The sequence below is a fragment of the Pseudarthrobacter sp. KH_020_B genome (assembly GCF_057840185.1).
Genome location: NZ_CM174506.1, coordinates 1,403,421 through 1,424,766, shown reverse-complemented (window position 1 = coordinate 1,424,766; position 21,346 = coordinate 1,403,421). Strand labels below are relative to the sequence as shown.

The 21,346-nt window shown below is 66.4% G+C and carries 19 protein-coding genes; 13 read left to right on the top strand and 6 right to left on the bottom strand.

The window, feature by feature from the left end:
- Positions 1-81: 81 nt before the first annotated feature.
- Together AC3IT0_RS06740 and AC3IT0_RS06735 are read left to right on the top strand one after the other, a co-directional pair.
- Complete coding sequence (locus AC3IT0_RS06740) at positions 82-606, top strand: hypothetical protein (RefSeq protein WP_489322981.1); 525 nt, start codon at positions 82-84, stop codon at positions 604-606.
- A 271-nt stretch (positions 607-877) separates the two neighbouring features.
- Positions 878-1,573: a hypothetical protein gene (locus tag AC3IT0_RS06735; protein WP_489322980.1), complete on the top strand. Its 696-nt coding sequence runs from the start codon at positions 878-880 to the stop codon at positions 1,571-1,573.
- A gap of 25 nt (positions 1,574-1,598) precedes the next feature.
- Here AC3IT0_RS06735 and AC3IT0_RS06730 read toward each other — a convergent pair whose 3' ends face one another.
- Positions 1,599-1,784, bottom strand: coding sequence for a PspC domain-containing protein (locus AC3IT0_RS06730; RefSeq protein WP_489322979.1), 186 nt, complete (start codon positions 1,782-1,784; stop codon positions 1,599-1,601).
- A 23-nt stretch (positions 1,785-1,807) separates the two neighbouring features.
- Positions 1,808-3,223: an NAD(P)H-quinone dehydrogenase gene (locus AC3IT0_RS06725; RefSeq protein WP_489322978.1), complete on the bottom strand. Its 1,416-nt coding sequence runs from the start codon at positions 3,221-3,223 to the stop codon at positions 1,808-1,810.
- Positions 3,224-3,350: 127 nt separating this feature from the next.
- Between AC3IT0_RS06725 and AC3IT0_RS06720 the strand changes: the two genes are divergently transcribed.
- On the top strand, positions 3,351-4,169 hold the full coding sequence (locus tag AC3IT0_RS06720; protein WP_489322977.1) for a purine-nucleoside phosphorylase: 819 nt from the start codon (positions 3,351-3,353) through the stop codon (positions 4,167-4,169).
- 31 nt (positions 4,170-4,200) lie between these two features.
- Here AC3IT0_RS06720 and AC3IT0_RS06715 read toward each other — a convergent pair whose 3' ends face one another.
- Positions 4,201-4,689, bottom strand: coding sequence for an RrF2 family transcriptional regulator (locus tag AC3IT0_RS06715; protein WP_489322976.1), 489 nt, complete (start codon positions 4,687-4,689; stop codon positions 4,201-4,203).
- 112 nt (positions 4,690-4,801) lie between these two features.
- Here AC3IT0_RS06715 and AC3IT0_RS06710 point away from each other — a divergent pair, with 112 nt between their 5' ends.
- On the top strand, positions 4,802-6,622 hold the full coding sequence (locus AC3IT0_RS06710; protein WP_489322975.1) for a phospho-sugar mutase: 1,821 nt from the start codon (positions 4,802-4,804) through the stop codon (positions 6,620-6,622).
- A gap of 111 nt (positions 6,623-6,733) precedes the next feature.
- On the opposite strand, the gene nirD is transcribed toward AC3IT0_RS06710, so the two are convergent.
- Positions 6,734-7,096 carry a nitrite reductase small subunit NirD gene (gene nirD, locus AC3IT0_RS06705; RefSeq protein WP_489322974.1) on the bottom strand — a complete coding sequence of 121 codons (363 nt, stop codon included), beginning with the start codon at positions 7,094-7,096 and terminating at the stop codon, positions 6,734-6,736.
- A 263-nt stretch (positions 7,097-7,359) separates the two neighbouring features.
- Here nirD and nirB point away from each other — a divergent pair, with 263 nt between their 5' ends.
- The 6 genes from nirB (at position 7,360) to AC3IT0_RS06675 (ending at position 14,388) form a co-directional block, all read left to right on the top strand.
- Positions 7,360-9,990 (top strand): nitrite reductase large subunit NirB, encoded by a 2,631-nt coding sequence (gene nirB / locus AC3IT0_RS06700; protein ID WP_489322973.1) that lies wholly within the window; start codon positions 7,360-7,362, stop codon positions 9,988-9,990.
- A 2-nt stretch (positions 9,991-9,992) separates the two neighbouring features.
- A complete protein-coding gene (gene cobA, locus AC3IT0_RS06695; protein ID WP_489322972.1) occupies positions 9,993-11,027 on the top strand; it encodes a uroporphyrinogen-III C-methyltransferase in 1,035 nt (344 codons plus the stop codon).
- A 14-nt stretch (positions 11,028-11,041) separates the two neighbouring features.
- Positions 11,042-12,196, top strand: coding sequence for a uroporphyrinogen-III synthase (locus tag AC3IT0_RS06690; RefSeq protein WP_489322971.1), 1,155 nt, complete (start codon positions 11,042-11,044; stop codon positions 12,194-12,196).
- Between the two features lie 206 nt (positions 12,197-12,402).
- Positions 12,403-13,263: an FAD-dependent oxidoreductase gene (locus AC3IT0_RS06685; protein ID WP_489322970.1), complete on the top strand. Its 861-nt coding sequence runs from the start codon at positions 12,403-12,405 to the stop codon at positions 13,261-13,263.
- A 101-nt stretch (positions 13,264-13,364) separates the two neighbouring features.
- Positions 13,365-14,090, top strand: a complete 726-nt coding sequence (deoC, locus tag AC3IT0_RS06680) for a deoxyribose-phosphate aldolase (RefSeq protein ID WP_489322969.1) — start codon at positions 13,365-13,367, stop codon at positions 14,088-14,090.
- A 52-nt stretch (positions 14,091-14,142) separates the two neighbouring features.
- Complete coding sequence (locus AC3IT0_RS06675; RefSeq protein WP_489322968.1) at positions 14,143-14,388, top strand: hypothetical protein; 246 nt, start codon at positions 14,143-14,145, stop codon at positions 14,386-14,388.
- 102 nt (positions 14,389-14,490) lie between these two features.
- Here AC3IT0_RS06675 and AC3IT0_RS06670 read toward each other — a convergent pair whose 3' ends face one another.
- A complete protein-coding gene (locus tag AC3IT0_RS06670) occupies positions 14,491-15,312 on the bottom strand; it encodes a metal-dependent hydrolase (protein WP_489322967.1) in 822 nt (273 codons plus the stop codon).
- Positions 15,313-15,318: 6 nt separating this feature from the next.
- The gene (gene mfd / locus AC3IT0_RS06665) at positions 15,319-18,999 is read right to left on the bottom strand and encodes a transcription-repair coupling factor (protein WP_489322966.1); all 3,681 of its coding nucleotides are present in this window, start codon (positions 18,997-18,999) and stop codon (positions 15,319-15,321) included.
- A 218-nt stretch (positions 19,000-19,217) separates the two neighbouring features.
- Here mfd and AC3IT0_RS06660 point away from each other — a divergent pair, with 218 nt between their 5' ends.
- The 3 genes from AC3IT0_RS06660 to nhaA all read left to right on the top strand — a co-directional run bounded on the left by AC3IT0_RS06660 (position 19,218) and on the right by nhaA (position 21,326).
- On the top strand, positions 19,218-19,715 hold the full coding sequence (locus tag AC3IT0_RS06660; RefSeq protein ID WP_489322965.1) for a DUF2505 domain-containing protein: 498 nt from the start codon (positions 19,218-19,220) through the stop codon (positions 19,713-19,715).
- 4 nt (positions 19,716-19,719) lie between these two features.
- The gene (locus AC3IT0_RS06655) at positions 19,720-19,941 is read left to right on the top strand and encodes an SCO4848 family membrane protein (RefSeq protein WP_489322964.1); all 222 of its coding nucleotides are present in this window, start codon (positions 19,720-19,722) and stop codon (positions 19,939-19,941) included.
- Between the two features lie 71 nt (positions 19,942-20,012).
- Positions 20,013-21,326: a Na+/H+ antiporter NhaA gene (gene nhaA, locus AC3IT0_RS06650; RefSeq protein ID WP_489322963.1), complete on the top strand. Its 1,314-nt coding sequence runs from the start codon at positions 20,013-20,015 to the stop codon at positions 21,324-21,326.
- Positions 21,327-21,346 lie beyond the last annotated feature (20 nt).

The following is a 21,346-nucleotide window of genomic DNA, read 5'->3' as shown; positions in this document are numbered from 1 at the left end:
CGATGAGCGTCGCCCGGCGGGACCTGTTCATCCGGCGGACAGGAGCAGCTCGTCCGGGTTTCACCGGTCCCGGAGGATACGATGCACTCAGCACCACCCGGCCATCCCGGTCATTGGTGCGCTGCACTGATGCTTTGGGGGAACGCAGTGAAGAGAAGATCTGCAATCATTATCGCCGTCATCACCGTGCTGTTTGTCGCATTGACGGCTTCGCTGTTTCTGGTCCGGGCTGCCGAAGACAGGGTCACTGCCGACCTGGTCGCACGCGTCGATCGCTTCGCTATTCCTGCGGACTGGAAGCCGATGGACGATATTGCGCGCCCGGAAAGGTTCCTTTGCATGAGCACCAACCCGTGCCCCAGCATCTCCCGGCGCTGGAACGCAGGCAAAGAACTCACCTTGGACCAGCTCGAGTCGGTGGTCTCCGGGGTCAGCTTTGAGATGAAGACAGGAGGCGCATGCCAGCGGCGGGCCACCGACATAGGCCGCACAATTGTCTGTGACTCCACAGGAACTGACGGGAAGTACGACTACATTCTGAACGTCACCAGTCCCGATGAAAACAAACCTAGTTCCATCGGCCTTGACGTCAGACCACACAGGTAAAGCTTGCAAAACCTAGAGCAAAATTTATCTAGTCAGTGGATAAAACTCCGGATACTCTGAGAACATTCAGGCCGCATCCGCCGCCTTGAGCCGCAGAACAGGGCGGCATTTTCCGTTCAGTAACCACATGCGGCTAATTGCTGTGCGCCCGAAATCTCAACTTGGCGCGGGCGCGAGCGGCACCCCCAAAGACTGCCGCCTCATCGGGAAGCCCGGACATGTGCGCGTCACGGAATCGGACCCGGAACGGATGGCAGGTAGCATCGGGGCCATGAATGCCGACGAAGAAGACGACATCACCGAAGAACTGCTGGCCGACGCTGGGAAACTGACCGGACTGAGCCTGGAACTCTTGGGCCTTGATCCGCACCCGGATGACATGACGCCGGAACAGCGGCTGCAGTTCGAGCCGGAGGACTTGGACGAAATGGCTGCTGTACCGGCCGACGACCGGCGGAAAGCTGTGACCCAGACCCGCCTGCTGGCAGGCCTTCTGTGGAACTCGTCGGGCGTTCTCGTTGACCAGCTCTTCCGCGATCTGGGGACCATGACCGCCCTGGATGCGGTCACTCCGTCCGATATCGCCGGGTCCTCTGTGCTGTCCTCGCTGCCGCCTCAGTTCGCCGCTAGCTACGACGCGAAGTTCACCCAAAGGTTCATCGTCGTCGCTTCCGATGTGACGGCATCGCTGGTCCGCGGCTGGACAGCCCCCGGATGCCTCGCAGCCGAACTCGCCGTCCGCTGCCTGCTCGATCAGGCGGAAATCACCGAGGACATCTATGAACTCGACCTCGCGGAAGACTGGCGTGCGCAGGTCGAGGAAGTCCTGTTGGAGGAGGCGGATAGTCCAGCCCTCTACTCGGACAGTCCGGACCTCCTGGAAGTCGACGCCGGAAAGCTGGGTATCGAGGGCTGGTTCGCCCCGTTTGCAGCCGGGAGCACGGTCCCGCCCTACGCCCTGGCTTAGGCGTCGAGGCCGGGATCCTCGACGTTCAGGCCAGGGCCTTCGGGATCATGATCCACAGCGCGATGTAGACGATCTCACCGATCCCCACCAGGCCAAAGATCACAAAGCCGAGCCTGACGAGGAACTTCGGGATCCCGAATCGGGCTGACAGGGCGGCACAAACGCCGCCGATGATTTTTCCGCGGCGCGGCCGCTCCAGTGCTGTAGTCATGCGGCCACGCTACCGCAACTCATTTACATGCGGACGTGCAGGCGGCGCGCGGCTTCGGAGATGGACCCGCTCAGCGACGGGTAGACGGTGAAAGTACTGGCGACGTCATCCACGTGCAGCTTCTGCTTCACGGCGATGGAAATCGCGAAGATCAGCTCGGAGGCGTTCGGTCCCACAACAACACCGCCGATGACAGTGCCTGAGCCCTTGCGCGCGAAGATCTTGACGAAGCCGTCCTTGTTGTTGCGCATCTTGGCGCGGGCGTTGCTCTTGAGCGAGAGCTTGATGATGTCGCCCTGGTACTTGCCGGACTCGATCTCGGCTTCGGAAACACCCACCGTGGCAATCTCCGGGGACGTGAAAATATTGGAAGCCACCTGGTGCAGCTTGATGGGTGTCACGGCGTCGCCCAGGAAGTGCGCGATCGCGATCCTGCCCTGCATTGCGGCTACAGAGGCCAGGGCCAGCACCCCGGTGCAGTCGCCGGCGGCGTAGATGTTCGGCGCAGTGGTGCGGGAGACGCCGTCGACCTTTACGTGGCCGCTCTCGGTGAGGGCCACGCCGGCCTCCTCAAGGCCGATGCCGGCGGTGTTCGGGATGGAACCCACGCAGACCAGGCAGTGGCTGCCGGTGACTTTCGATCCGTCACCGAGGGTGACCACCACGCCGTCGTCGGTCCGCTCGACGGTCTCAGCACGGGCGCGGGACAGGACGCGCACGCCGCGGCGCTCGAAGACTTCCTCCAGCACCTCCGCCGCGTCGGTGTCCGATCCGGGCAGCACCCGGTCACGGCTGGAGATCAGGGTGACTTTGGAGCCCAGGCCGTTGTAGGCGGAGGCGAATTCGGCACCAGTCACGCCGGACCCCACCACAATGAGTTCCTCGGGAAGCTCGTCGAGGTTGTAGATCTGGGCCCAGTTCAGGATGCGTTCGCCGTCCGGCCGCGCGGTGGGCAGTTCACGCGGGTGCGCGCCCACGGCCAGCAGGATAGTGTCCGCTTCCACGATTTCGGTGCCGTCAGCGGTCACCACCTCGATGGTCTGGCTGTCCACGAGCTTGCCCGAACCCAGCAGGATGCGGACGTTCTGGTGTTCCAGACCGGTGGTGATGTCCCGGGACTGCTGGCGGGCAAGGCCTAGGAGACGGTCGTTGATGTGCTTGAGATCTGCCCGCATCACCGGCACAAAGTCGCCGCCGTCGACGTCGAACTTCACTCCCAGCTCCCCGGCCTCGCCGACGCGGGTCATCAGATCCGCCGTCGCGATCAGGGTTTTGGAAGGCACGACGTCGGTCAGCACGGCCGAGCCGCCCAGGCCTGCGCGTTCGATGATGGTGACCTGCGCCCCCAGCGAGGCAGCGACCATGGCGGCTTCGTATCCGCCGGGGCCACCTCCGAGGATTGCGATCCGGGGCGAGCTGAAATCAGGGTGCGTAGTCACAATCAACCATTCTCGCGCATCTGCTCAGGGACCACCAATAAAGAGTGGCCCGTCACGGTGCCGGCCGCGGCCCGCAGCGACGCTGTTGCCGCTGTGCACAGCGGCAACAGCACGATAACTTGTACCAGTGAGTAATACAGACTTCCAGAACACGGACCCCTTCGCCGCCGCGCGCTCCGCCGCTGAGTACATCGCCCAGGAGACCGGGGTGGACAGCCACGACGTCGCCCTCGTCCTGGGCTCGGGGTGGGCCGAAGCCGCCGACCTCATCGGCGAGACCACCGCCACCCTCACCGCCGATACCGTCCCGGGCTTCCACGCCCCCGCGGTCGAAGGGCACGTGGGCACCATCCGCTCCGTCCTGACCAAAGAGGGCAAGCGCGCGCTGGTCCTGGGCGCACGGACGCACTACTACGAGGGCAAAGGCGTCCGCGCCGTGGTCCACGGCATCCGCACCGCTGCCGCTGCCGGCTGCAAAACCCTGGTCCTCACCAACGGCTGCGGAGGGCTGAACGAAAGCTGGACGCCGGGCACTCCGGTCCTCATCAAAGATCACATCAACCTCACCGCCACGTCCCCGCTGGAAGGCGCAACGTTCGTTGACCTGACGGATCTGTACAGCTCACGCATCCGTGCCCTCGCCCGTGAAGTGGACGCCTCGTTGGAAGAAGGCGTCTATGCCCAGTTCAGCGGGCCGCATTACGAAACACCGGCCGAAGTCCAGTACGCCAAGCGGATCGGTGCGGACCTGGTGGGCATGTCCACCGCTTTGGAAGCGATCGCCGGCCGCCACGCAGGCATGGAAGTGTTCGGAATTTCGCTGGTCACCAACCTCGCCGCCGGGATCAGCGCAATGCCGCTCAGCCACCAGGAAGTCATCGAGTCCGGCCAGGCCGCCGGACCGCGGATCTCCAAACTGCTGGCGGGCATCATCGCCAAGCTTTAGCTGCCTGGCCCTGGCCACTGCCCCTGAGCCGCTAGCCGCTTCGCGGACCAACGAGCTCCAGGACGGTGGACTCCCTGGCATCGGGAAACCGGCGCTCGATGGACTGGGCGATCCCGGCAATGTTCTGCCGGGACAGCTCAGTCCGCCAGGTGACCTCGGCGTGGCGCATGGTCTGCGAGATAAGGCAGGTGCGCGCGTAGTCGGCGTCCATGCTCGCTCCCGGGGCGTCCCTGGCGATGCCTTCGCACCGGAAGGCATGGTCATTTCCTTCGATGGCAAGGACCACGTCAAGGACGGAAATCCGGTCCGGACGCCTGGCCAGCGAGAAGCCGCCCCGCGGGCCGGACACCGAGGTCAGGATCCCGGCCCGCACCAGGGCCTGGAGCTGCTTGTTCAGGTACGCGGCGGGAAGCTTGTAGAACTCGGCCAGCCGTGCGCTGCTGACGGCCTCCCCCGGCGGGGTCCAGGACATATTGACGCAGCTATGCAGACCCCACTCAACGCCCTGCCCCAATTTCATATTCGCGACATTACTTGTCCAGAAAATTTACTGCAAGGATTTCGCTGTTTTCCGCTGTCACAGGCGAGTGTTCAGGCACAGTTCCTGAAGCAATGACGATAGCGTTGACCGCATGACGTCCTCCGATGCCGCTTCCTTGTTCGGCCAAGCCCGCGAATGGGCGGCCAAAGATCCGGATCCCGCCACAGCCGCAGAGCTCACTGAACTGCTGCAGCTCGCGGAGGAGGGCTCCCCGGCAGCGTCACAGGAGCTGGCCGACAGCTTCAGCGGCACGCTGCAGTTCGGCACCGCAGGCCTCCGCGCCGCCCTCGGCGCCGGGCCGAACCGGATGAACCGCGTGGTGGTGCGCCGCGCCGCCGCCGGCCTCGCCGACTTCCTGGTTGGCGCAGTCAGTGCGGCCGCCCCCGGGACCCGGCCCCGCGCCGTCGTCGGCTATGACGCCCGTTATAACTCGGACATCTTTGCCGAGGAAACGGCCGCCATCTTCACCGCCGCCGGGATTGACACCCTCCTGATGCCGTCCGCGCTGCCCACCCCGCTGCTCGCTTTCGCCGTGCGTGCCCTCGATTGCGACGGCGGCGTGATGGTGACGGCCAGCCACAATCCCCCGCAGGACAACGGTTACAAGGTGTACCTGGGCCGCCATGCAGTAGAGGACAGCGGCCGCGGAGCGCAGATCGTGGCGCCCTACGACGCCAGGATCGCCGCGCGGATCGATGCCGTCGGCGCCCTAGAATCCATCACGCTTGCCGCCGACGGCTGGACGGTCCTGGACCCGTCGGTTGCGGCGGATTATGAACGCGCGACGGCGGCACTCGCCGATGCGGCCCGCTTCCCGTCCCGGGACCTGCGGATCGTCCTGACCCCCATGCATGGCGTTGGCGGCGAAACTGCCGTGGCGGTGCTGAACGCTGCCGGCTTTGCCGATGTCACCCTGGTGGCCGAACAGGCGGAGCCGGATCCCGACTTTCCCACGGTGAACTTCCCGAATCCGGAGGAACCCGGTGCGTTGGACCTGGCATTGGAAACTGCCGCCCGCATCGACGCCGATATCGTCCTGGCCAACGATCCGGATGCGGACCGCGCTGCAGTGGCGGCCAAGGATCCTGACACCGGCGTGTGGCGCATGCTGCGCGGCGACGAGGTGGGCGCGCTGCTGGGGGCTCATATTGTGGCCCGGCTGGCTGCGCGCACTGACGACGCGTCGGGCAGTGCGGACGCGCCGGGCAGTGCGGACGCGCCGGGCAGTGCGGACGCGCCGGGCGGTGTGGAACCGGGCGGCGGGAAGCCCGCCGGCGTGTTTGCGAATTCGATTGTGTCCTCGCGCCTGCTCGCGCGCATCGCCGCCGCGGCAGGATACGAGCATGAGGAAACGCTGACCGGGTTCAAATGGATTTCCCGTGTGCCCGGGCTGGTCTACGGCTACGAGGAAGCCCTGGGCTACTGCGTTGCGCCCGAGCTGGTCCGGGACAAGGACGGGATCTCTGCCGCTGTCCTCATCGCGGAAACGGCTGCCGCGGCCAAGGCTGACGGCAAGACGATCTTCGACACCCTGGACGAGCTTTACCTTCAGCACGGGCTGCACGCGAGCGACCAACTGGGCATCCGGGTGGCGGATCTGGGCCTGCTGGACGCCATGATGAACCGGCTCCGGGTCAGCCCGCCCGATTCGTTCGGTTCGTCCGCTGTTGAAACTTTTGTGGACCTGGCCCAAGGGAGCGAGCAATTGCCGCCCACCGATGGCCTGCTGTATCTGACCCGGGACGAGACCCGGGTCATCATCCGGCCCAGCGGCACCGAGCCCAAGCTCAAGTGCTACCTGGAAGTCATTCTCCCGGTTGAGTCTGCTGCCGAACTGCCTGAAGCCCGGCAGGCAGCCCGGACCGCCCTGGACAATGTGCTCGGCGATGTCCGCGAGGCCCTCGGGCTCTGACGTTAACGCCCGCCGTTCGCATAAGGACGGCCCCGCCCCGCAGGACCGTTGCTGGCCCACACCGCGTATGCGGGGCAGGGCAGCTCAAGGCCTGTCGGCTTAGACCGAGAACTAGATGGCGACTTCGATGAAACCGTCGGAAATGCGTGTGCTGAACGTTTCCAGGCGCACCGCCGCGGTTCCGAAGCATTCGCCGGTTTCCAGGTCGTAGACCTCTTTGTGCAGCGGCGAAGCGATGGTGGGGCGCGTGCCGCGTGAACCCAGAATGCCGCGGGCCATCACGTGGGCGCCGGTGGCCGGATCTTCGTGGGCCACCGCAAAAACCTCACCGGGGCCGGTCCGGAAGAGCGCCACCTGGCGGCCCGCAATGAGTGCGGCTTCGCCCCAGGCAAGCTCCAGCTCGTCCACGGCGCAGACCCGGTGCCAGGTAACGGTGTCGGCGGCGAGCGCCCCAAGTTCCAGTGTTGCCGTCATGTCCGGCTCCTCTCCCCGTGCTTGATTGGCCACCTCTATGGCCGTACCAAACAACTTAGGCAACGGGTGTTTCAAAGGCGTGCAGTGAATGTGTCCGGCGCGTAAAAGAGACCTCACCCGATCGGAAATGTGATCGTGATGCAGAAGTTAAGCCTACGAAACAATTGGGAAACTGAAGCGAAACTGCGGCTACCTAGTCTGGATGCATACCTCGTCAGAGAATGTCGCAGAACACCGTCTGCGGCACATGCGAAAGGCCCACAGTGACCGAACAGACTTCAACCACAGAGACTCCGCGCCGCATCGTTGTCGCCGGTGGCGGCCCCGCCGCCCACCGCTTCGCCGATGCCATGCACACCCGGGGCCTTGAGGGCTGGGACGTCACAGTACTCACGGAAGAAGCCCACCTTCCCTACGACCGTGTGGCGCTCTCCAAGGCACTGACGGACAGCAGTGTGGACCTGACCCTGGGCTCCGCCTCGATGTGGGACCACACTGCCCTGTCATTGAAGACCGGCGAGCGCGTGGTCAAGATCAACGCCGACGCAAAGACGGTTGAAACCGCTGCCGGCAGCATCTTTGAATACGACGATCTTGTGGTTGCCACCGGCTCGAATGCCGCCCGGCTGCCCATCCCCGGCAATGAGCTCACACATGTCTACCGCACGCTTGAAGACGTGTGGGCCATTAACAAGGCCATCACCGAGCTCACGGAAAAGCTGGGCCGCAAGGTCAACGCGGTCACCATCGGTGGCGGCCTCCTGGGGCTCGAGTCGGCCGCCGGCACGGAGCAGCTCGGCGCCAATCCGATCGTCATCGACGGTTCGCAGTGGCTGATGGCCACACAGCTGGATGAAGGCGCCGGCCAGGCAATGGGCCGGCTCATCAAGGCCAAGGGCTTCGAAGTCCACGGCGGCGTCTTTCCTTCGGAAGTATTGTCCGACGACGAGGGCCAGGTCACCGGTGTCCTTATGGCCGATGGCCGCATTATCGATGCAGACATGGTGATCGTCGCCATCGGCGTCCGGCCCCGCGACGAACTCTTCCGCGCCGCCGAAGGCGAAGAGCAGGTCTTCAGCCTGGGCCAGCGCGGCGGCGTGGTCATCGACGATTCCTGCGCCACTGAGGTCGACGGAATCTGGGCCATCGGTGAGGTCGCCAACTTCGGCGGCATGTGCCTGGGCCTCGTTGCCCCCGCCAACACCATGGCCGAGATCGTGGCCGACCGCCTGCACGGCGGCGAGGCCACCTTCCCCGGTTTCGACACCGCCACCAAGCTCAAGCTCTCCGGCGTGGACGTTGCCAGCTTCGGTGACGGGTTCGCCAAGACCGAGCACTCCCTTGAAATCGTCTATGCCGACCCGGCCCGCGGCGTGTACCAGAAGATCGTCACCACCGACGATGCCAAGACCCTCCTGGGCGGCATCTTCGTGGGCGACGCTTCCCCGTACATGAGCCTGCGTCCGCTCCTGGGCCGCGAGCTCGCCGCTGAACCCGGCGCTTACCTGAGCGCTGCCAGCGGCGGCGACGCCCCGGACACCGAACTCCCGGACGACGCCATCCTGTGCTCCTGCAACAACGTGACCGCCGGAACCATCCGCGACACCGTCAACGGCTGCGGCGCCTGCGACGGCAACGCCCCCGTCCAGGAACTCGGCGAGCTCAAGGGCTGCACCCGCGCCGGCACCAGCTGTGGATCCTGCGTGCCGATGCTCAAGAAGCTGCTGGAAACCGAGCTCACCAAGTCCGGCGTCGAGGTCTCCAAGGCACTCTGCGAGCACATCGAGCTGTCCCGCCAGGAACTCTTCGACGCCATCCGCGTCCTGGAACTGACCTCCTTCGAGGAGATCATGGCCAAGTACGGCACCGGCGCCGGCTGCGACATCTGCAAGCCCACCATCGCCAACATCCTCGCCAGCCAGAACAGCGCCTACGTCCTGGACGCCGGCCGCGGCACGCTGCAGGACACCAACGACCGTGCCCTCGCCAACATGCAGAAGGACGGCACCTACTCGGTGGTCCCCCGCATCGCCGGCGGCGAGATCACCCCGAAGAAGCTCGGCGTCATCGCCGCCGTGGCCGAGAAGTACAACCTGTACACCAAGATCACCGGCGGCCAGCGCATCGACATGTTCGGTGCCCGGCTGGAGGAGCTGCCGGAAATCTGGAAGGAACTGGTGGACGCCGGCTTCGAATCCGGCCAGGCCTACGGCAAGAGCCTGCGCACGGTGAAGTCCTGCGTCGGTTCCACCTGGTGCCGCTTCGGAGTCCAGGACTCGGTGGCCATGGCCATCCAGCTCGAGCTCCGCTACCGCGGCCTCCGCAGCCCGCACAAGCTCAAGATGGGCGTCTCCGGCTGCGCCCGTGAATGCGCCGAGGCCCGCGGCAAGGACGTCGGCGTGATCGCCACCGCCGACGGCTGGAACCTGTACGTCGGCGGCAACGGCGGCGCCACCCCGGCCCACGCCCAGCTGCTGGCCAGGGACCTCGACGACGAAACCCTGCTCAAGTACATCGACCGCTACTTCATGTACTACATCCGGACCGCGGACCGCCTGCAGCGCACCGCGCGCTGGCAGGAAGAGCTCGACGGCGGCATCAAGCACGTCGAGGACGTGGTGGTCAAGGACACCCTGGGCATCGCCGAGGAACTTGAAGCCGCCATGGCCAAGCACGTCGACACCTACGTGGACGAATGGGCGGACACCCTGAAGGACCCCGAGCGCCTGCGCCGGTTCCGCTCCTTCGTCAACGCCCCCGACCAGAAGGATGACTCCATCACCTTCGTCCCCGACGAGCGGGGCCAGATGCGCCCTGCCACCCTGGAAGAAAAAGGCAAGGTCCTGATCGGCGCTTCCATCCCCATGCGGCCCCGCGACGAGAACGAGGTATAGCCATGCAGCTCAGCATTGATCTCAGCGGGCGCGAAGTCCTGGTCACCGGCTCCGACCACGCCGCACGCCAGGCGGTCCGCCGCTACGAGGCCGCGGGCGCCGTCGTCTACCGCCTCAGCACCCCTGCGGGTGCAGCGCATGACGGCCCCCTGCCCGAGCGCCCCTTCCTGGTCGCCGCGGTCGACGACGGCCAGCCCGGCTGGGAGGCCCTGCTCGAGCGGTGCCGTATCACCGGCATTCCGGTGGCGGCCGAGCCGGCCGCCGGTCCCGTCGGCCACGTCACCCTGGTGGGCGGCGGACCGGGCACCACCGAGCTGCTGACTGTCGCCGCCGTAAAGGCCCTCCGCGACGCGGACGTGGTGTTCTTCGACCGGCTGGCTCCGTGCCAGGACCTGCCGGACCTGACCTCCGCCGAACTGGTGGATGTGGGCAAGAAGCCCGGCCACCATAAAGTAAGCCAGGCCGACATCGAAAAGCTGATGGTGGAAAGCGCACTCGCCGGCAACAACGTGGTCCGCCTCAAGGGCGGCGACCCCTACGTCTTTGGCCGCGGCGGCGAAGAAGTGGCCTCCTGCGTAGCAGCGGGCGTGCCCGTCCGGGTCATCTCGGGTGTCACCAGCGCGATCTCCGTGCCGGCGGCCGCCGGCATCCCCGTCACGCACCGCGAGGTCAGCCACATGTTCACCGTGGTCTCGGGCCACGCGCCGCTGACCGACAAGGAACACACCCACCTGGCCGGGCTCGGCGGCACGATTGTGGTCCTGATGGGCATCGGCACCCTGCACCAGCTCGCGGCCGGACTCCGCAAAGCCGGCATGCGCCCCGACATGCCCATGGCCGTCGTCGAACGCGGTTACCGCCCCGGCCAGCGCACCACCATCGCGGACCTGGGCACCATCACCTCCGCCGCTGCCGGGTGCAGCAATCCCGCTGTGCTGGTCATTGGCGAGGTGGTTCGTGTGGCGGAAGCCAACCGCGGGCATGCTGAGGCCGCCGCCGACCTCGACCGGCTGGCGGCCTCGCTGCTCGGTTCATGAAAGGATTGACCCCCATGAACGCACTGGCACCCGCTGAGCCCGCCCAGCTTGAAAAGACCTCCGGGCCGGAGGCTGCGGACTCCCCGCTGGAGGGCTTCCGCATCGGAGTCACCTCGCACCGGCGCTCCCGGGACCTCATCGAAGCCCTGGAACGCCGCGGCGCGGAAGTACTGCACGCGCCGGCCCTCAAAATCGCCCCGGTGCAGGAGGACATCCGCCTCATCGAGGACACCGAGGCCATCATCGCCGCACGCCCGGACCTGTGCATCGCCACCACGGCGTACGGCATGCGCCGCTGGTGCGAAGCAGCCGATTCCTTTGGGATCGGTGAGCAGCTGCTGGAAACCCTCGGGGCATGCCGGATGTTCGTCCGTGGCCCCAAAGCCCGCGGCGCCGTCCGCGCGGCCGGACTGGCCGACGTCGGAATCAGCAGCGACGAAACCACCGCGACGCTGGTGGACATGCTGCTCGCCGAAGGCGTGCGCGGCAAGACCGTGGCCGTGCAGCTGCACGGCTATACGGACGTCCGGCAGCTGGAACGGCTGCGTATGTCCGGCGCCACGGTCCTGACGGTCACCCCCTACCGCTGGGTAAAGCCCGACGGCGAAGACCGGCTTCCGCGCCTCATCGAGGCGGTGTGCAGCGGCAACCTGGACGTGCTCACCTTCACCAGCGCCCCCGCCGTTGACGCCATGTGGAGCACCGCCCACGAAATGGGCGTCTACAAGCAGCTCATCGAAAGCCTGAAAACCAACGTCACCACCGCAGTGGTGGGCCCCGTCACGGCCCAGCCCCTGCTCGACGCCGGTATCTCGCCGCTCGTTCCGGAACGGTTCCGCATGGGTGCCCTCATCCGCCTGGTGTGCGAGCACCTTGCCCTGAACCACGTGCGGAGGCTGGACACCGCGTCCGGCAACCTTGAGCTGCGCGGGCGCAGCCTCCGGGTCGACGGCCAGCAGGTTGAGCTGGCGCCTGCGCCGCTGCTGCTGCTGCGCGCCCTGTTGGGTGCGGGTGGGGCCGTACTTTCCCGTGAATCGCTGTCCGAGCTGCTGGAACTGAAGGGCTCAGTCCACGCCCTGGACATGACTGTCAGCCGCCTGCGGTCATCGCTGCCGGACGGCCGCCTGGTGGAGACGGTGGTCAAGAGGGGTTACCGGATCCGGGTCTAGTGACGCGGGCTCCGGCCGTCTTTGTGTCACTCCACAGCGGAGTGAGAGGTGCGTCACGGGCTTTGTTACCGGCCTGTAAACGTTGGCGAACAAAGGGCGTTTTCCCAGCAACAGCGGGGAAACACGCCTGAAAAACCCGCCGCCTACGCTGGGATTCATCAGGAATTCCCGGCCGCTCCTGCGGCCGCCAGCGAAAGGGCCAGCACATGTCCGCTCCGGCACCGTCCACCTCAGTTTCCCCGGCTCCGCGTATCGTCATCGCCGGGGCAGGCCCCGCCGCACAGGCCCTGGTCCGCCAGCTGGACGGCGGACGCTTCCGCGGGACTATCACCGTCCTCAGCAACCGGGACGACGCTCCGGCCGCACTCCTGGAGCTCGCCGAGCTGCCACAGGTATCAGTCCGCTTCGGCCAGCCAGCCAGCTTCATCGACGTGGAGAACCGTTCCGTCACCACCGCCGACGGCATGGAGCTCAGCTACGACGAACTGGTCATCGCCACCGGATCAGCGCCCTTCAGCTCCCCCGTGGCGGGCGCCGGCCGCTGCCTGAGCTACTCCACGATCGACGACGCCGCCCGGATTGGCGACGCCGTCAAGGAAGTGACGCGGCAACTGGGCAGGCGGCCACTGGGGATCCTCGTGGGAACCGGCGCGGCAGCGGGCCAGGCCGAAGCGGTGCTGCGTGCCCGCGGAGTCCGGCCCATCCGCACAACGGTCCGGCCGGCCGCCGTGGTGCACTCCGTCGCCGGCTCAGGTCTGACCGCCTCCGGGGTTGTCTTCGAGGACGGCAGCAGCATGAACGGGGACCTCGTTGTCCTGGCCGAAGAGCGGGTTTCCCGCGATGGACTCGCCGCCAGCGCCGGACTTGCTACCGCCCCCCACGGCGGAATCGCCATCAGCAAGGACTTCAGAACATCGGTCTCCGGCATCTGGGCCATCGGTGATGCCGCCGCGTTCGACGGCGTCCGGCTGGGACTGCTGGTCGCCGCGGCTTCTGCGGCCGGAGCCTGCGCCGCACAGCTGATGACCGCAACATCGGCCGCGGAGCGCGTGGCTGCGGCCGCGTAGGCGTCCGCCCACCGCGATATCCGCTGTGACAAGATGGTCACCTGAACAGCCACGCACTGCGTGGCTCCGGCGGCCCACAAGGCCACATGGAAAGGACCATCATGAGCAACGCAGCCACTCCTACCGACCAAAGTGGAGCCGGTACGGTCTCAGCATCGGGCAGCATCGCTTCCTACATCGACCACACGCTGCTCAAACCCGAGGCCAGCGAAGCGGAGATCCTCAAAGTGTGCGCCGAGGCCGCCGAGTACCACTTCAAATCAGTCTGCGTGAACCCCCTCTGGGTCAAGACCGTCAAGACCGCGCTTAAGCGGTCCGGTGTGCTGACGTGCTCGGTGATCGGCTTTCCCATGGGTGCCACGCCCAGCGACGTGAAGGCTTTCGAAGCCCGCGGCGCAGTGCTGGACGGCGCGGACGAAATCGACATGGTCATCAATATCGCGGCAGCCCGTGCCGGTGACAAGGGTGCACTGGTGGACGATATCTCTGCCGTCGCGGAGGCGGTCCACGCGGGCGGAGCCATCCTGAAGGTCATCATCGAAACCGCGTTGCTCAGCGACGACCAGAAGGTCCTTGCCTGCCAGGCGTCCGTTGAGGCGGGCGCGGACTTCGTCAAGACCTCCACGGGGTTCAACGGCGGGGGTGCCACGGTCGAAGACATCGCCCTGATGCGCCGCACTGTAGGCCCCGATCTCGGCGTCAAGGCGTCCGGCGGCGTACGTTCGCTGGCTGACGCGCAGGCTATGATAGCTGCAGGTGCAACACGTATTGGTGCCAGCTCCGGCATTGCCATCGTCAAAGGTGAACAGGGTTCATCCAGCTACTGACGCCGGCCCGGAGCCGCCACAGTTTGAGCCCCACGGGGCCGAGGAGGAAAGAATGTCCAGCAAGACCACAGAGTCCGGCAACGCCACGGTACAAACCCCCCAGAACGAGAACAGCCTCCTGGGCAGCATCCTTCTGTTTGTACCCATGATGGCGCTGTTCCTGGGCTCCATCTACTCCCTGTCCTTCCTCACGCTCGGCAACCCGTGGCCGATGGCCGTCTGCCTGGGCCTGTTCTTCCTCGCGTACTGGATCCCGCAGACCATCACCGGTCGCTCCGATTCAGCCGGCGGGAAGTAACACCCTCCGTTACTCAAAGTGCTGGGGCCCCGGATCACTTCCGGGGCCCCAGCCTTTTAAGTCATGGAAGCGTGGATATTGGCCGCTTGAGTACAGGCCGCGTCAGCCCGCGCCGAGCAGGCGGCTGACCGTGGTCTTTCCGATCGCCATGGCCGCCGGGAAGTGTACCTTCGCCAACGACCAGGCCGCCACGCACATGCCCACCATCGCATAGGCGCTGACCGGGATCAGGACCAGCCACTCGCGCCGGGAACCAGCGCGGCCCAGCAGCGGCAGGGAAAATGCGCCGTTGGCTTTCCAGACGTCGCTGAGCAGCGGCAGCTTCCGGAGGAACTTCGGCGGCTTGATGACGATCGGCCAGAGCAGGGGCACGCCCCCGGTGGTGATCATGTCCCCCACGATGTGGACCACTACCCCGGTCAGCATCGATACCGGCAGCCACGTCCACTGCTCCGGCGCGAACCAGGTCACCAGCCCGGCCGTGGTCAGGGCAAAGATCCAGTTGCTGATGAATCCGGACTTGGGAAACAGCCTCAGCGCCTTGGCCGCAATGTTGATCATGAACATGCACAGCAGGCCCGCCCCCACCGACAGCAGGCCCCAGTCCGTCTGCAGCTGGAACTGGCCGGCCATCATGGCCAGCAGCACAAAGCACGCCGCGCCAAGCACCGAGTGGGTGCCTTGCCGGTGGCCGCCGCTGACGTTCTCAATACCCACGGCAATCACGTTTGACAGCGGCGGCAGCGAGTTGGCTACGGTGCTGTGCCGGTGGTCCCAGTCGCACACCAGCGCCGTCCCCGCCGTCGCCATCCCGCCGATCAGGATTCCGGTTGCGTCCAGCGGATACCAGCCCAGCGTGTACGGTCCCGTTGAGGCAATAGCTACCCACGCCGCGGCTCCCGACGCGGCGTGATGTCCTCCCATCAAGCTCTAACTCACCGCCAGCGGTGCGTCGGAGAAGATGTTGCGGATGACCCCGTTGGCCCATTCCAGGATTTCGGCGTCCTGCAGGTCGCGGCCGCCGATCCTGGCCGTCTTGGGCTTCGGAATCAGCACCGCGTCCAAGGCGGGCTTGGACTGCGAACCCGGGTACATCCGGGTCAGCCGCATCAGCTTCGATTCCGGCAGCTGCGCCGGCGAGAACTTGATGAAGTTCCCCTGCAGCGCGACGTCGGACAGGCCGGCTTCGCGGGCACCCACCCGGAAGCGGGCCACGGCGATGAGGTTCTGGACCGGCAGCGGCGGCTCGCCGTAGCGGTCCACAAGCTCGGCCAGGACCTCCCCGATGGCCTCGTACGTCAAGGCGGAAGCCAGCTTCCGGTAGGCCTCCAGGCGGAGCCGCTCCCCCGGCACGTAATCGTGCGGGAGGTGGGCGTTGACCGGCAGCTCGATCTTCATTTCGGCGGCCTTTTCCTCGGCGTCGCCGCGGAAGTCGGCCACCGCCTCACCCACCAGGCGGATGTAGAGGTCGAAGCCGACGCCCTGGATGTGGCCGGACTGCTCGCCGCCCAGCAGGTTGCCGGCGCCACGGATCTCGAGGTCCTTCATGGCCAGCTGCATGCCGGCGCCGAGCTCGTTGTGCGTGGCCACTGCCTTGAGGCGTTCCAGGGCCACCTCGCCCAGGGGCTTCTCGGACGGGTACAGGAAGTAGGCGTAGGCACGTTCGCGCCCGCGGCCCACCCGGCCGCGGAGCTGGTGCAGCTGGGAGAGGCCGTATTTGTCGGCCCCGTCCACGATCAGCGTGTTGGCGTTGGAGATGTCCAGGCCGGTTTCGATGATGGTCGTGCACACCAGGACGTCGAAGCGCTTCTCCCAGAAGTCCACGATGATCTGTTCGAGCCGGCTCTCGGACATCTGCCCGTGCGCCACTTCCACCCGAGCCTCCGGAACCAGTTCACGGATCTTCGCCGCCGTCCGCTCGATGGTGGACACCCGGTTGTGCACAAAAAACACCTGGCCTTCGCGCATCAGCTCACGGCGGATCGCAGCCGAGCTCTGCTTGTCCGTGTACGGGCCCACATAGGTGAGCACGGGGTGGCGTTCCTCCGGCGGCGTGGCCAGCGTGGAGGTTTCCCGGATGCCGGTCAGCGACATTTCCAGGGTCCGCGGAATCGGTGTTGCGCTCATGGCGAGGACGTCCACGTTGGTGCGCATCTTCTTTAGGGCCTCTTTGTGCTCCACGCCGAAGCGCTGCTCCTCATCGACCACCACCAGGCCAAGGTCCTTGAACGCGAAGTCCTTGGAGAGAAGGCGGTGCGTGCCGATGACGACGTCCACGGAGCCGCTCTTGACCCCCTCCACGGTCTCCTTGGTTTCCTTGGTCCCCTGGAACCGGGACAGGGCCTTGACCCGCAGGGGGAAGCCGGAGAAGCGTTCGGTGAACGTCTCGTAGTGCTGCTGGGCCAGCAGGGTGGTGGGCACCAGGACCGCCACCTGCTTCCCGTCCTGGACCGCCTTGAACGCGGCGCGGACGGCGATCTCGGTCTTGCCGTAGCCCACGTCGCCGGACACCAGGCGGTCCATGGGGATCTCCCGCTCCATGTCCGCCTTGACCTCGTTGATGGTGGTCAGCTGGTCCGGCGTCTCCACGTACGGGAAGGCCTCCTCCAGTTCGCGCTGCCACGGGGTGTCCGGTCCGAAGGCATGGCCCTTTGAGGCCATCCTCGCCGAGTACAGCCGGATCAGTTCACCGGCGATCTCCTTGACGGCCTTGCGTGCCTTGGACTTGGTGCTGGCCCAGTCGGAGCCGCCCATCTTGCTGAGCACCGGCGTGTCACCGCCGACGTAGCGGGTCACCTGGTCCAGCTGGTCGGTGGGGACAAACAGGCGGTCCCCCGGGGCGCCGCGCTTGGACGGGGCATATTCCAGGACCAGGTATTCGCGGACGCCCTCTCCGCCGCCGGCCACCTTGCGCTGGATGAGCTCAAGGAAGCGGCCAATGCCGTGCTGTTCGTGCACCACGGAATCGCCGTTGACCAGCTGCAGCGGGTCCACGGCGTTCCGCCGCTTGGACGGCATGCGGCGCATGTCCTTGGTGGAACTGGCGGACGTCCGTCCCAGCAGGTCCGCTTCGGTGAGCAGCCCCAGCTTAAGGCTGTCCAGGACAAAACCGCGTCCGACGGCGGCAGTGGTCACCTCGATGATGCCCGCCTGCGGCTCCTTCTCAAGGGTGTCCACCCGGGCACAGGGGATGTCGGCATCATGGAACAGTTCCGCCAGGCGCTGGGCCGGGCCGGGGCCCTCCGTGGCCACCACGATCCGCCACTGGTCCCGGACGTGGGAGCCAATGAAGTCCATCATCTCGGCCACATCACCCTGGTACCCGCGCGGTTCCCGGGCACGGAGGGTCAGGACGTCGATCTCCGGCAGCAGCTCCTCGTCAGTGGCCAGCGACGTGATGGACCACCAGGACACCTCATGCGCCAGCGAGAAGCTCCGGGTTTCTGCCAGGGAACGGAAGCTGGCGGAGTGCAACGCTGCCGACGCCTGCGAACTCAGGTCCAGTGGCGCCGTGCCCCCGTCCGAGGCCGTGGACCAGGCTGCCTCCAGGAATTCCTCGTTGGTGGCCGCGAGGTCATGTGCGCGCCTGCGGACCTTTTCCGGTTCAATGACCACCGAGATGGACCCGGCTGGCAGCTGCTCCACGAACGGGACCATGGCGTCCACCAGCACCGGGGCCAGGGATTCCATGCCTTCCACCGCGATGCCGCCAGCGATCTTCTCCAGCATGTCCGCGGCCGCCGGAAGCTGCGCCTTCAGGGTGGCCGCGCGCGACATCACCGACGGCGTAATCAGGATTTCGCGGCAGGGCGGGGCGTGGAGCTCGGTGGGGTGATGCACGCCGGGCGCCGACAGCGAGCGCTGGTCGGCCACCGCGAACCAGCGCATCTGGTCCACCTCGTCGCCGAAGAACTCCACACGGATGGGATGGTCCTCGGTGGGCGGGAAGACGTCGATGATGCCGCCACGGACGGCAAACTCACCACGGTGGGTGACCATGTCCACCCGTGCGTAGGCGGCGTCGGCGAGGCTCCGCACCACGCTGGAGAACGGCATGTCCTGTCCCACCTTCAGCGTGACCGGAACCAGCTCACCCAGCCCGGCGACGATCGGCTGGACCACCGCGCGGACCGGCGCCACCACCACACGCAGCCGGCCCGCCGTCGAACTTTCCGGGTGCGCCAGGCGGCGCAGGACGGACAACCGGCGGCCCACGGTGTCCGAGCGGGGTGAGAGCCGTTCGTGCGGCAGGGTTTCCCAACTGGGGAACTCGGCCACTGCATCGGCCGGCAGGTATGCGCGCAGGGCCGCTGTCAGATCCTCTGCTTCGCGTCCTGTAGCGGTGACTGCCAGCACCACAGGGGGGAGCCCGCCGTCGGGAGTTCCTCTTTCGGCAGCGGCGGCCAGGCCGTCTGCCATTTCCGCCAGCAGGACGGCGCGGAGTCCGGCCGGCGCGCTGATCTGGTAGTCCTGGCCCCGGACGTCAAACCCCCTGGCCGCCTCCGCCTGCACCCGCGCGAACGTCTGGTCTTCTGCCAGGACACGGCGAAGCCCGGTCAGCGAGGGACCAGCGTGGGACGGGCCAGGATGGGACGGGCCAGTGGGGCTCATGGCGGAAACTCCTGTGGGTTCAATGAAAATGCAGGCAACACGAAAACCCGAAATTCACTTCGAATCCCGGGTCATCCCAGCCTACCCCTGCCCCGGCGCCTGGCGGGCACCCCGTTGCTAAGCTTGCTGACCAAGCGCGGGGTTCCACCAACACGCAAAGCTCCCCGTAGGATGTGGGGAGCAAAAAGCGTTCTGACCTACACATCACTGGAGGACCCATGGCACTGAGTGCAACCACTACCCTTCCGCACGCCGTCGGCAGCGTCGCTGCTGTTTTTATCAACGAGGACTTCCAGCGGCACACGAGCCAGTTCGTTGGCGGCACACTGGAGTCCTTCGAGGTGGCCGGAGACGTTGACGGAGTATTCAGCACCACCTCGGTCCGTACGCTGCCCACCACCCGGCTGCCGGAGATCGCCCGCAAGTTCGTGGGCGAAAAGCTCACGGTGACGCAGGTGGAGAACTGGGACGCCCCCGCGGCCGACGGTTCCCGCCAGAGCAACATCACGCTGAAGATCGCCGGCGCCCCCCTTGATGTGACCGCGGTCCAGCGGCTTGTCGCGGAGGGCGGCAGCACGCGCATTGAACTCGAAGGCAATGTGACCTCCTCCGTCCCGTTCCTGGGCGGCAAGATCGCCGAGGCGGCCGAGCCCATGGTGTCCAAGGCCCTGAACATCCAGTCGCAGCAGGCCCAGGCCTGGCTCGAAAGCCACTAGGGCCATGCAGCTCCCCGTGTTTGCGGCGTTGCTCCTGATCATCGCCGGCGTCTGGTCCCTGGTGGTCTGGCCGCAGTTCCTGCGCCGGGTGATGAAGGATCCGAGGGCGCGGGACGCCGCCGGTAAGGCCACAAAGTTCCTCACTGTCCACGTGGTGCTGGTCAGCATCTCGATGGTGCTGGGAGCTGCCACTGCCGTGATCGGGGTTATGGGCCTGCTCGGGTAGGCTGGTCACAGGTGCGCCGGGAAGTCTGGTCGGCAACAGTTTTGTCGAGCCCATAATTCCAGGAGCCACCCATGGCCAAGCACCCTTCCCGCCCCGCCTTCGCTGCTAAGGTCCTCAGCCGCTCAAGCTACCCCGAATTCCTGCGGATCTCCAAGATCCTCAGGCTGGAAACAGCCGGCGGTGCCCTGCTCCTGGCGGCCACGGCCGCGGCCCTCCTCTGGGCCAACTCGCCGGCGGCTGAGGGCTACTTTGCCCTGCGGGACCTTGAAATCGGCTATGAACCCTGGCACCTCCGGCTCTCTCTGGGCCACTGGGCGTCGGACGGTCTCCTGGCCATCTTCTTCTTCCTGGCCGGCCTGGAACTCAAGCGCGAGTTTGTCTCCGGTGAGCTCCGCAAGGTATCCAAGGCGGTGGTTCCGGTGGCGGCGGCCGTGGGCGGCGTGGCAGTCCCGGCCATGATCTACACGCTGGTGAACCTGGGCCAGGGCGCCGAGAGTCTTCGGGGCTGGGCCATTCCCACAGCCACTGACATCGCCTTTGCCCTGGCCGTGCTGGCCGTCATCAACACCCATCTGCCTGTGGCCCTCCGGACGTTCCTGCTGACCTTGGCCGTTGTGGATGACCTGCTGGCCATCGGTATCATCGCGTTCTTCTACTCGTCCGGACTGCAGCCGCTCTTCCTGTTGGCGGCACTGGTCCCGCTGGGGCTGTTTACCCTGCTGGCCCAGAAGAGGGTCCGCAGCTGGTACCTGTTGCTGCCGCTGGCCGCCGCCACCTGGGGACTCGTGCACGCTTCCGGTATCCACGCCACGGTGGCCGGTGTCCTGCTCGGGTTTGCGGTGCCGGTGCTGGCGTCGCGGAAACGCGGTGAGACGGGTTCCGGTATGGCCGAGTCCCTGGAACACCGGCTCCGCCCGCTTTCGGCAGGTTTCGCCGTCCCGGTCTTCGCCTTCTTTTCCGCCGGAGTTGCCGTGGGCGGCCTCGACGGCTTCCGGTCGGCACTGGCGGATCCGGTGGCGGTGGGAATCGTGGCTGCCCTGGTGGCCGGCAAGGCGATTGGCGTGTTCGGGACAACCTACCTGATCACTAAGACCACCAGGGCAAAGCTCGACGACGGCCTCGCCTGGATCGATGTTGCTGGCCTTGCGCTTTTGGCCGGAGTGGGATTCACGGTGTCGCTGCTGATCGCCGAGCTGAGCTTCGGTCCGGGCTCGGCCCACGATGACCATGCGAAGGTGGCCATCCTCACGGGATCGCTGGTTGCTGCCCTGCTCGCCACAGTGGTGCTCCGGCTGCGGAACCGGCATTACCGCGCAGTGGAACTGGCGGAACGGCGTGATGCTGACGGCGACGGCGTCCCGGACGTTTTCGAGCGCCGGGGCTGACAGCCGCGGGCCGGCTTCGG

Coding starts and splice junctions, on each gene's coding strand:
- AC3IT0_RS06740 (WP_489322981.1), top strand. CDS start 82: ATGCACTCAGCACCACCCGGCCATCCCGGTCATTGGTGCGCTGCACTG.
- AC3IT0_RS06735 (WP_489322980.1), top strand. CDS start 878: ATGAATGCCGACGAAGAAGACGACATCACCGAAGAACTGCTGGCCGAC.
- AC3IT0_RS06730 (WP_489322979.1), bottom strand. CDS start 1,784: ATGACTACAGCACTGGAGCGGCCGCGCCGCGGAAAAATCATCGGCGGC.
- AC3IT0_RS06715 (WP_489322976.1), bottom strand. CDS start 4,689: ATGAAATTGGGGCAGGGCGTTGAGTGGGGTCTGCATAGCTGCGTCAAT.
- AC3IT0_RS06710 (WP_489322975.1), top strand. CDS start 4,802: ATGACGTCCTCCGATGCCGCTTCCTTGTTCGGCCAAGCCCGCGAATGG.
- nirD (WP_489322974.1), bottom strand. CDS start 7,096: ATGACGGCAACACTGGAACTTGGGGCGCTCGCCGCCGACACCGTTACC.
- cobA (WP_489322972.1), top strand. CDS start 9,993: ATGCAGCTCAGCATTGATCTCAGCGGGCGCGAAGTCCTGGTCACCGGC.
- AC3IT0_RS06690 (WP_489322971.1), top strand. CDS start 11,042: ATGAACGCACTGGCACCCGCTGAGCCCGCCCAGCTTGAAAAGACCTCC.
- AC3IT0_RS06685 (WP_489322970.1), top strand. CDS start 12,403: ATGTCCGCTCCGGCACCGTCCACCTCAGTTTCCCCGGCTCCGCGTATC.
- deoC (WP_489322969.1), top strand. CDS start 13,365: ATGAGCAACGCAGCCACTCCTACCGACCAAAGTGGAGCCGGTACGGTC.
- AC3IT0_RS06675 (WP_489322968.1), top strand. CDS start 14,143: ATGTCCAGCAAGACCACAGAGTCCGGCAACGCCACGGTACAAACCCCC.
- AC3IT0_RS06670 (WP_489322967.1), bottom strand. CDS start 15,312: ATGGGAGGACATCACGCCGCGTCGGGAGCCGCGGCGTGGGTAGCTATT.
- mfd (WP_489322966.1), bottom strand. CDS start 18,999: ATGAGCCCCACTGGCCCGTCCCATCCTGGCCCGTCCCACGCTGGTCCC.
- AC3IT0_RS06660 (WP_489322965.1), top strand. CDS start 19,218: ATGGCACTGAGTGCAACCACTACCCTTCCGCACGCCGTCGGCAGCGTC.
- AC3IT0_RS06655 (WP_489322964.1), top strand. CDS start 19,720: ATGCAGCTCCCCGTGTTTGCGGCGTTGCTCCTGATCATCGCCGGCGTC.
- nhaA (WP_489322963.1), top strand. CDS start 20,013: ATGGCCAAGCACCCTTCCCGCCCCGCCTTCGCTGCTAAGGTCCTCAGC.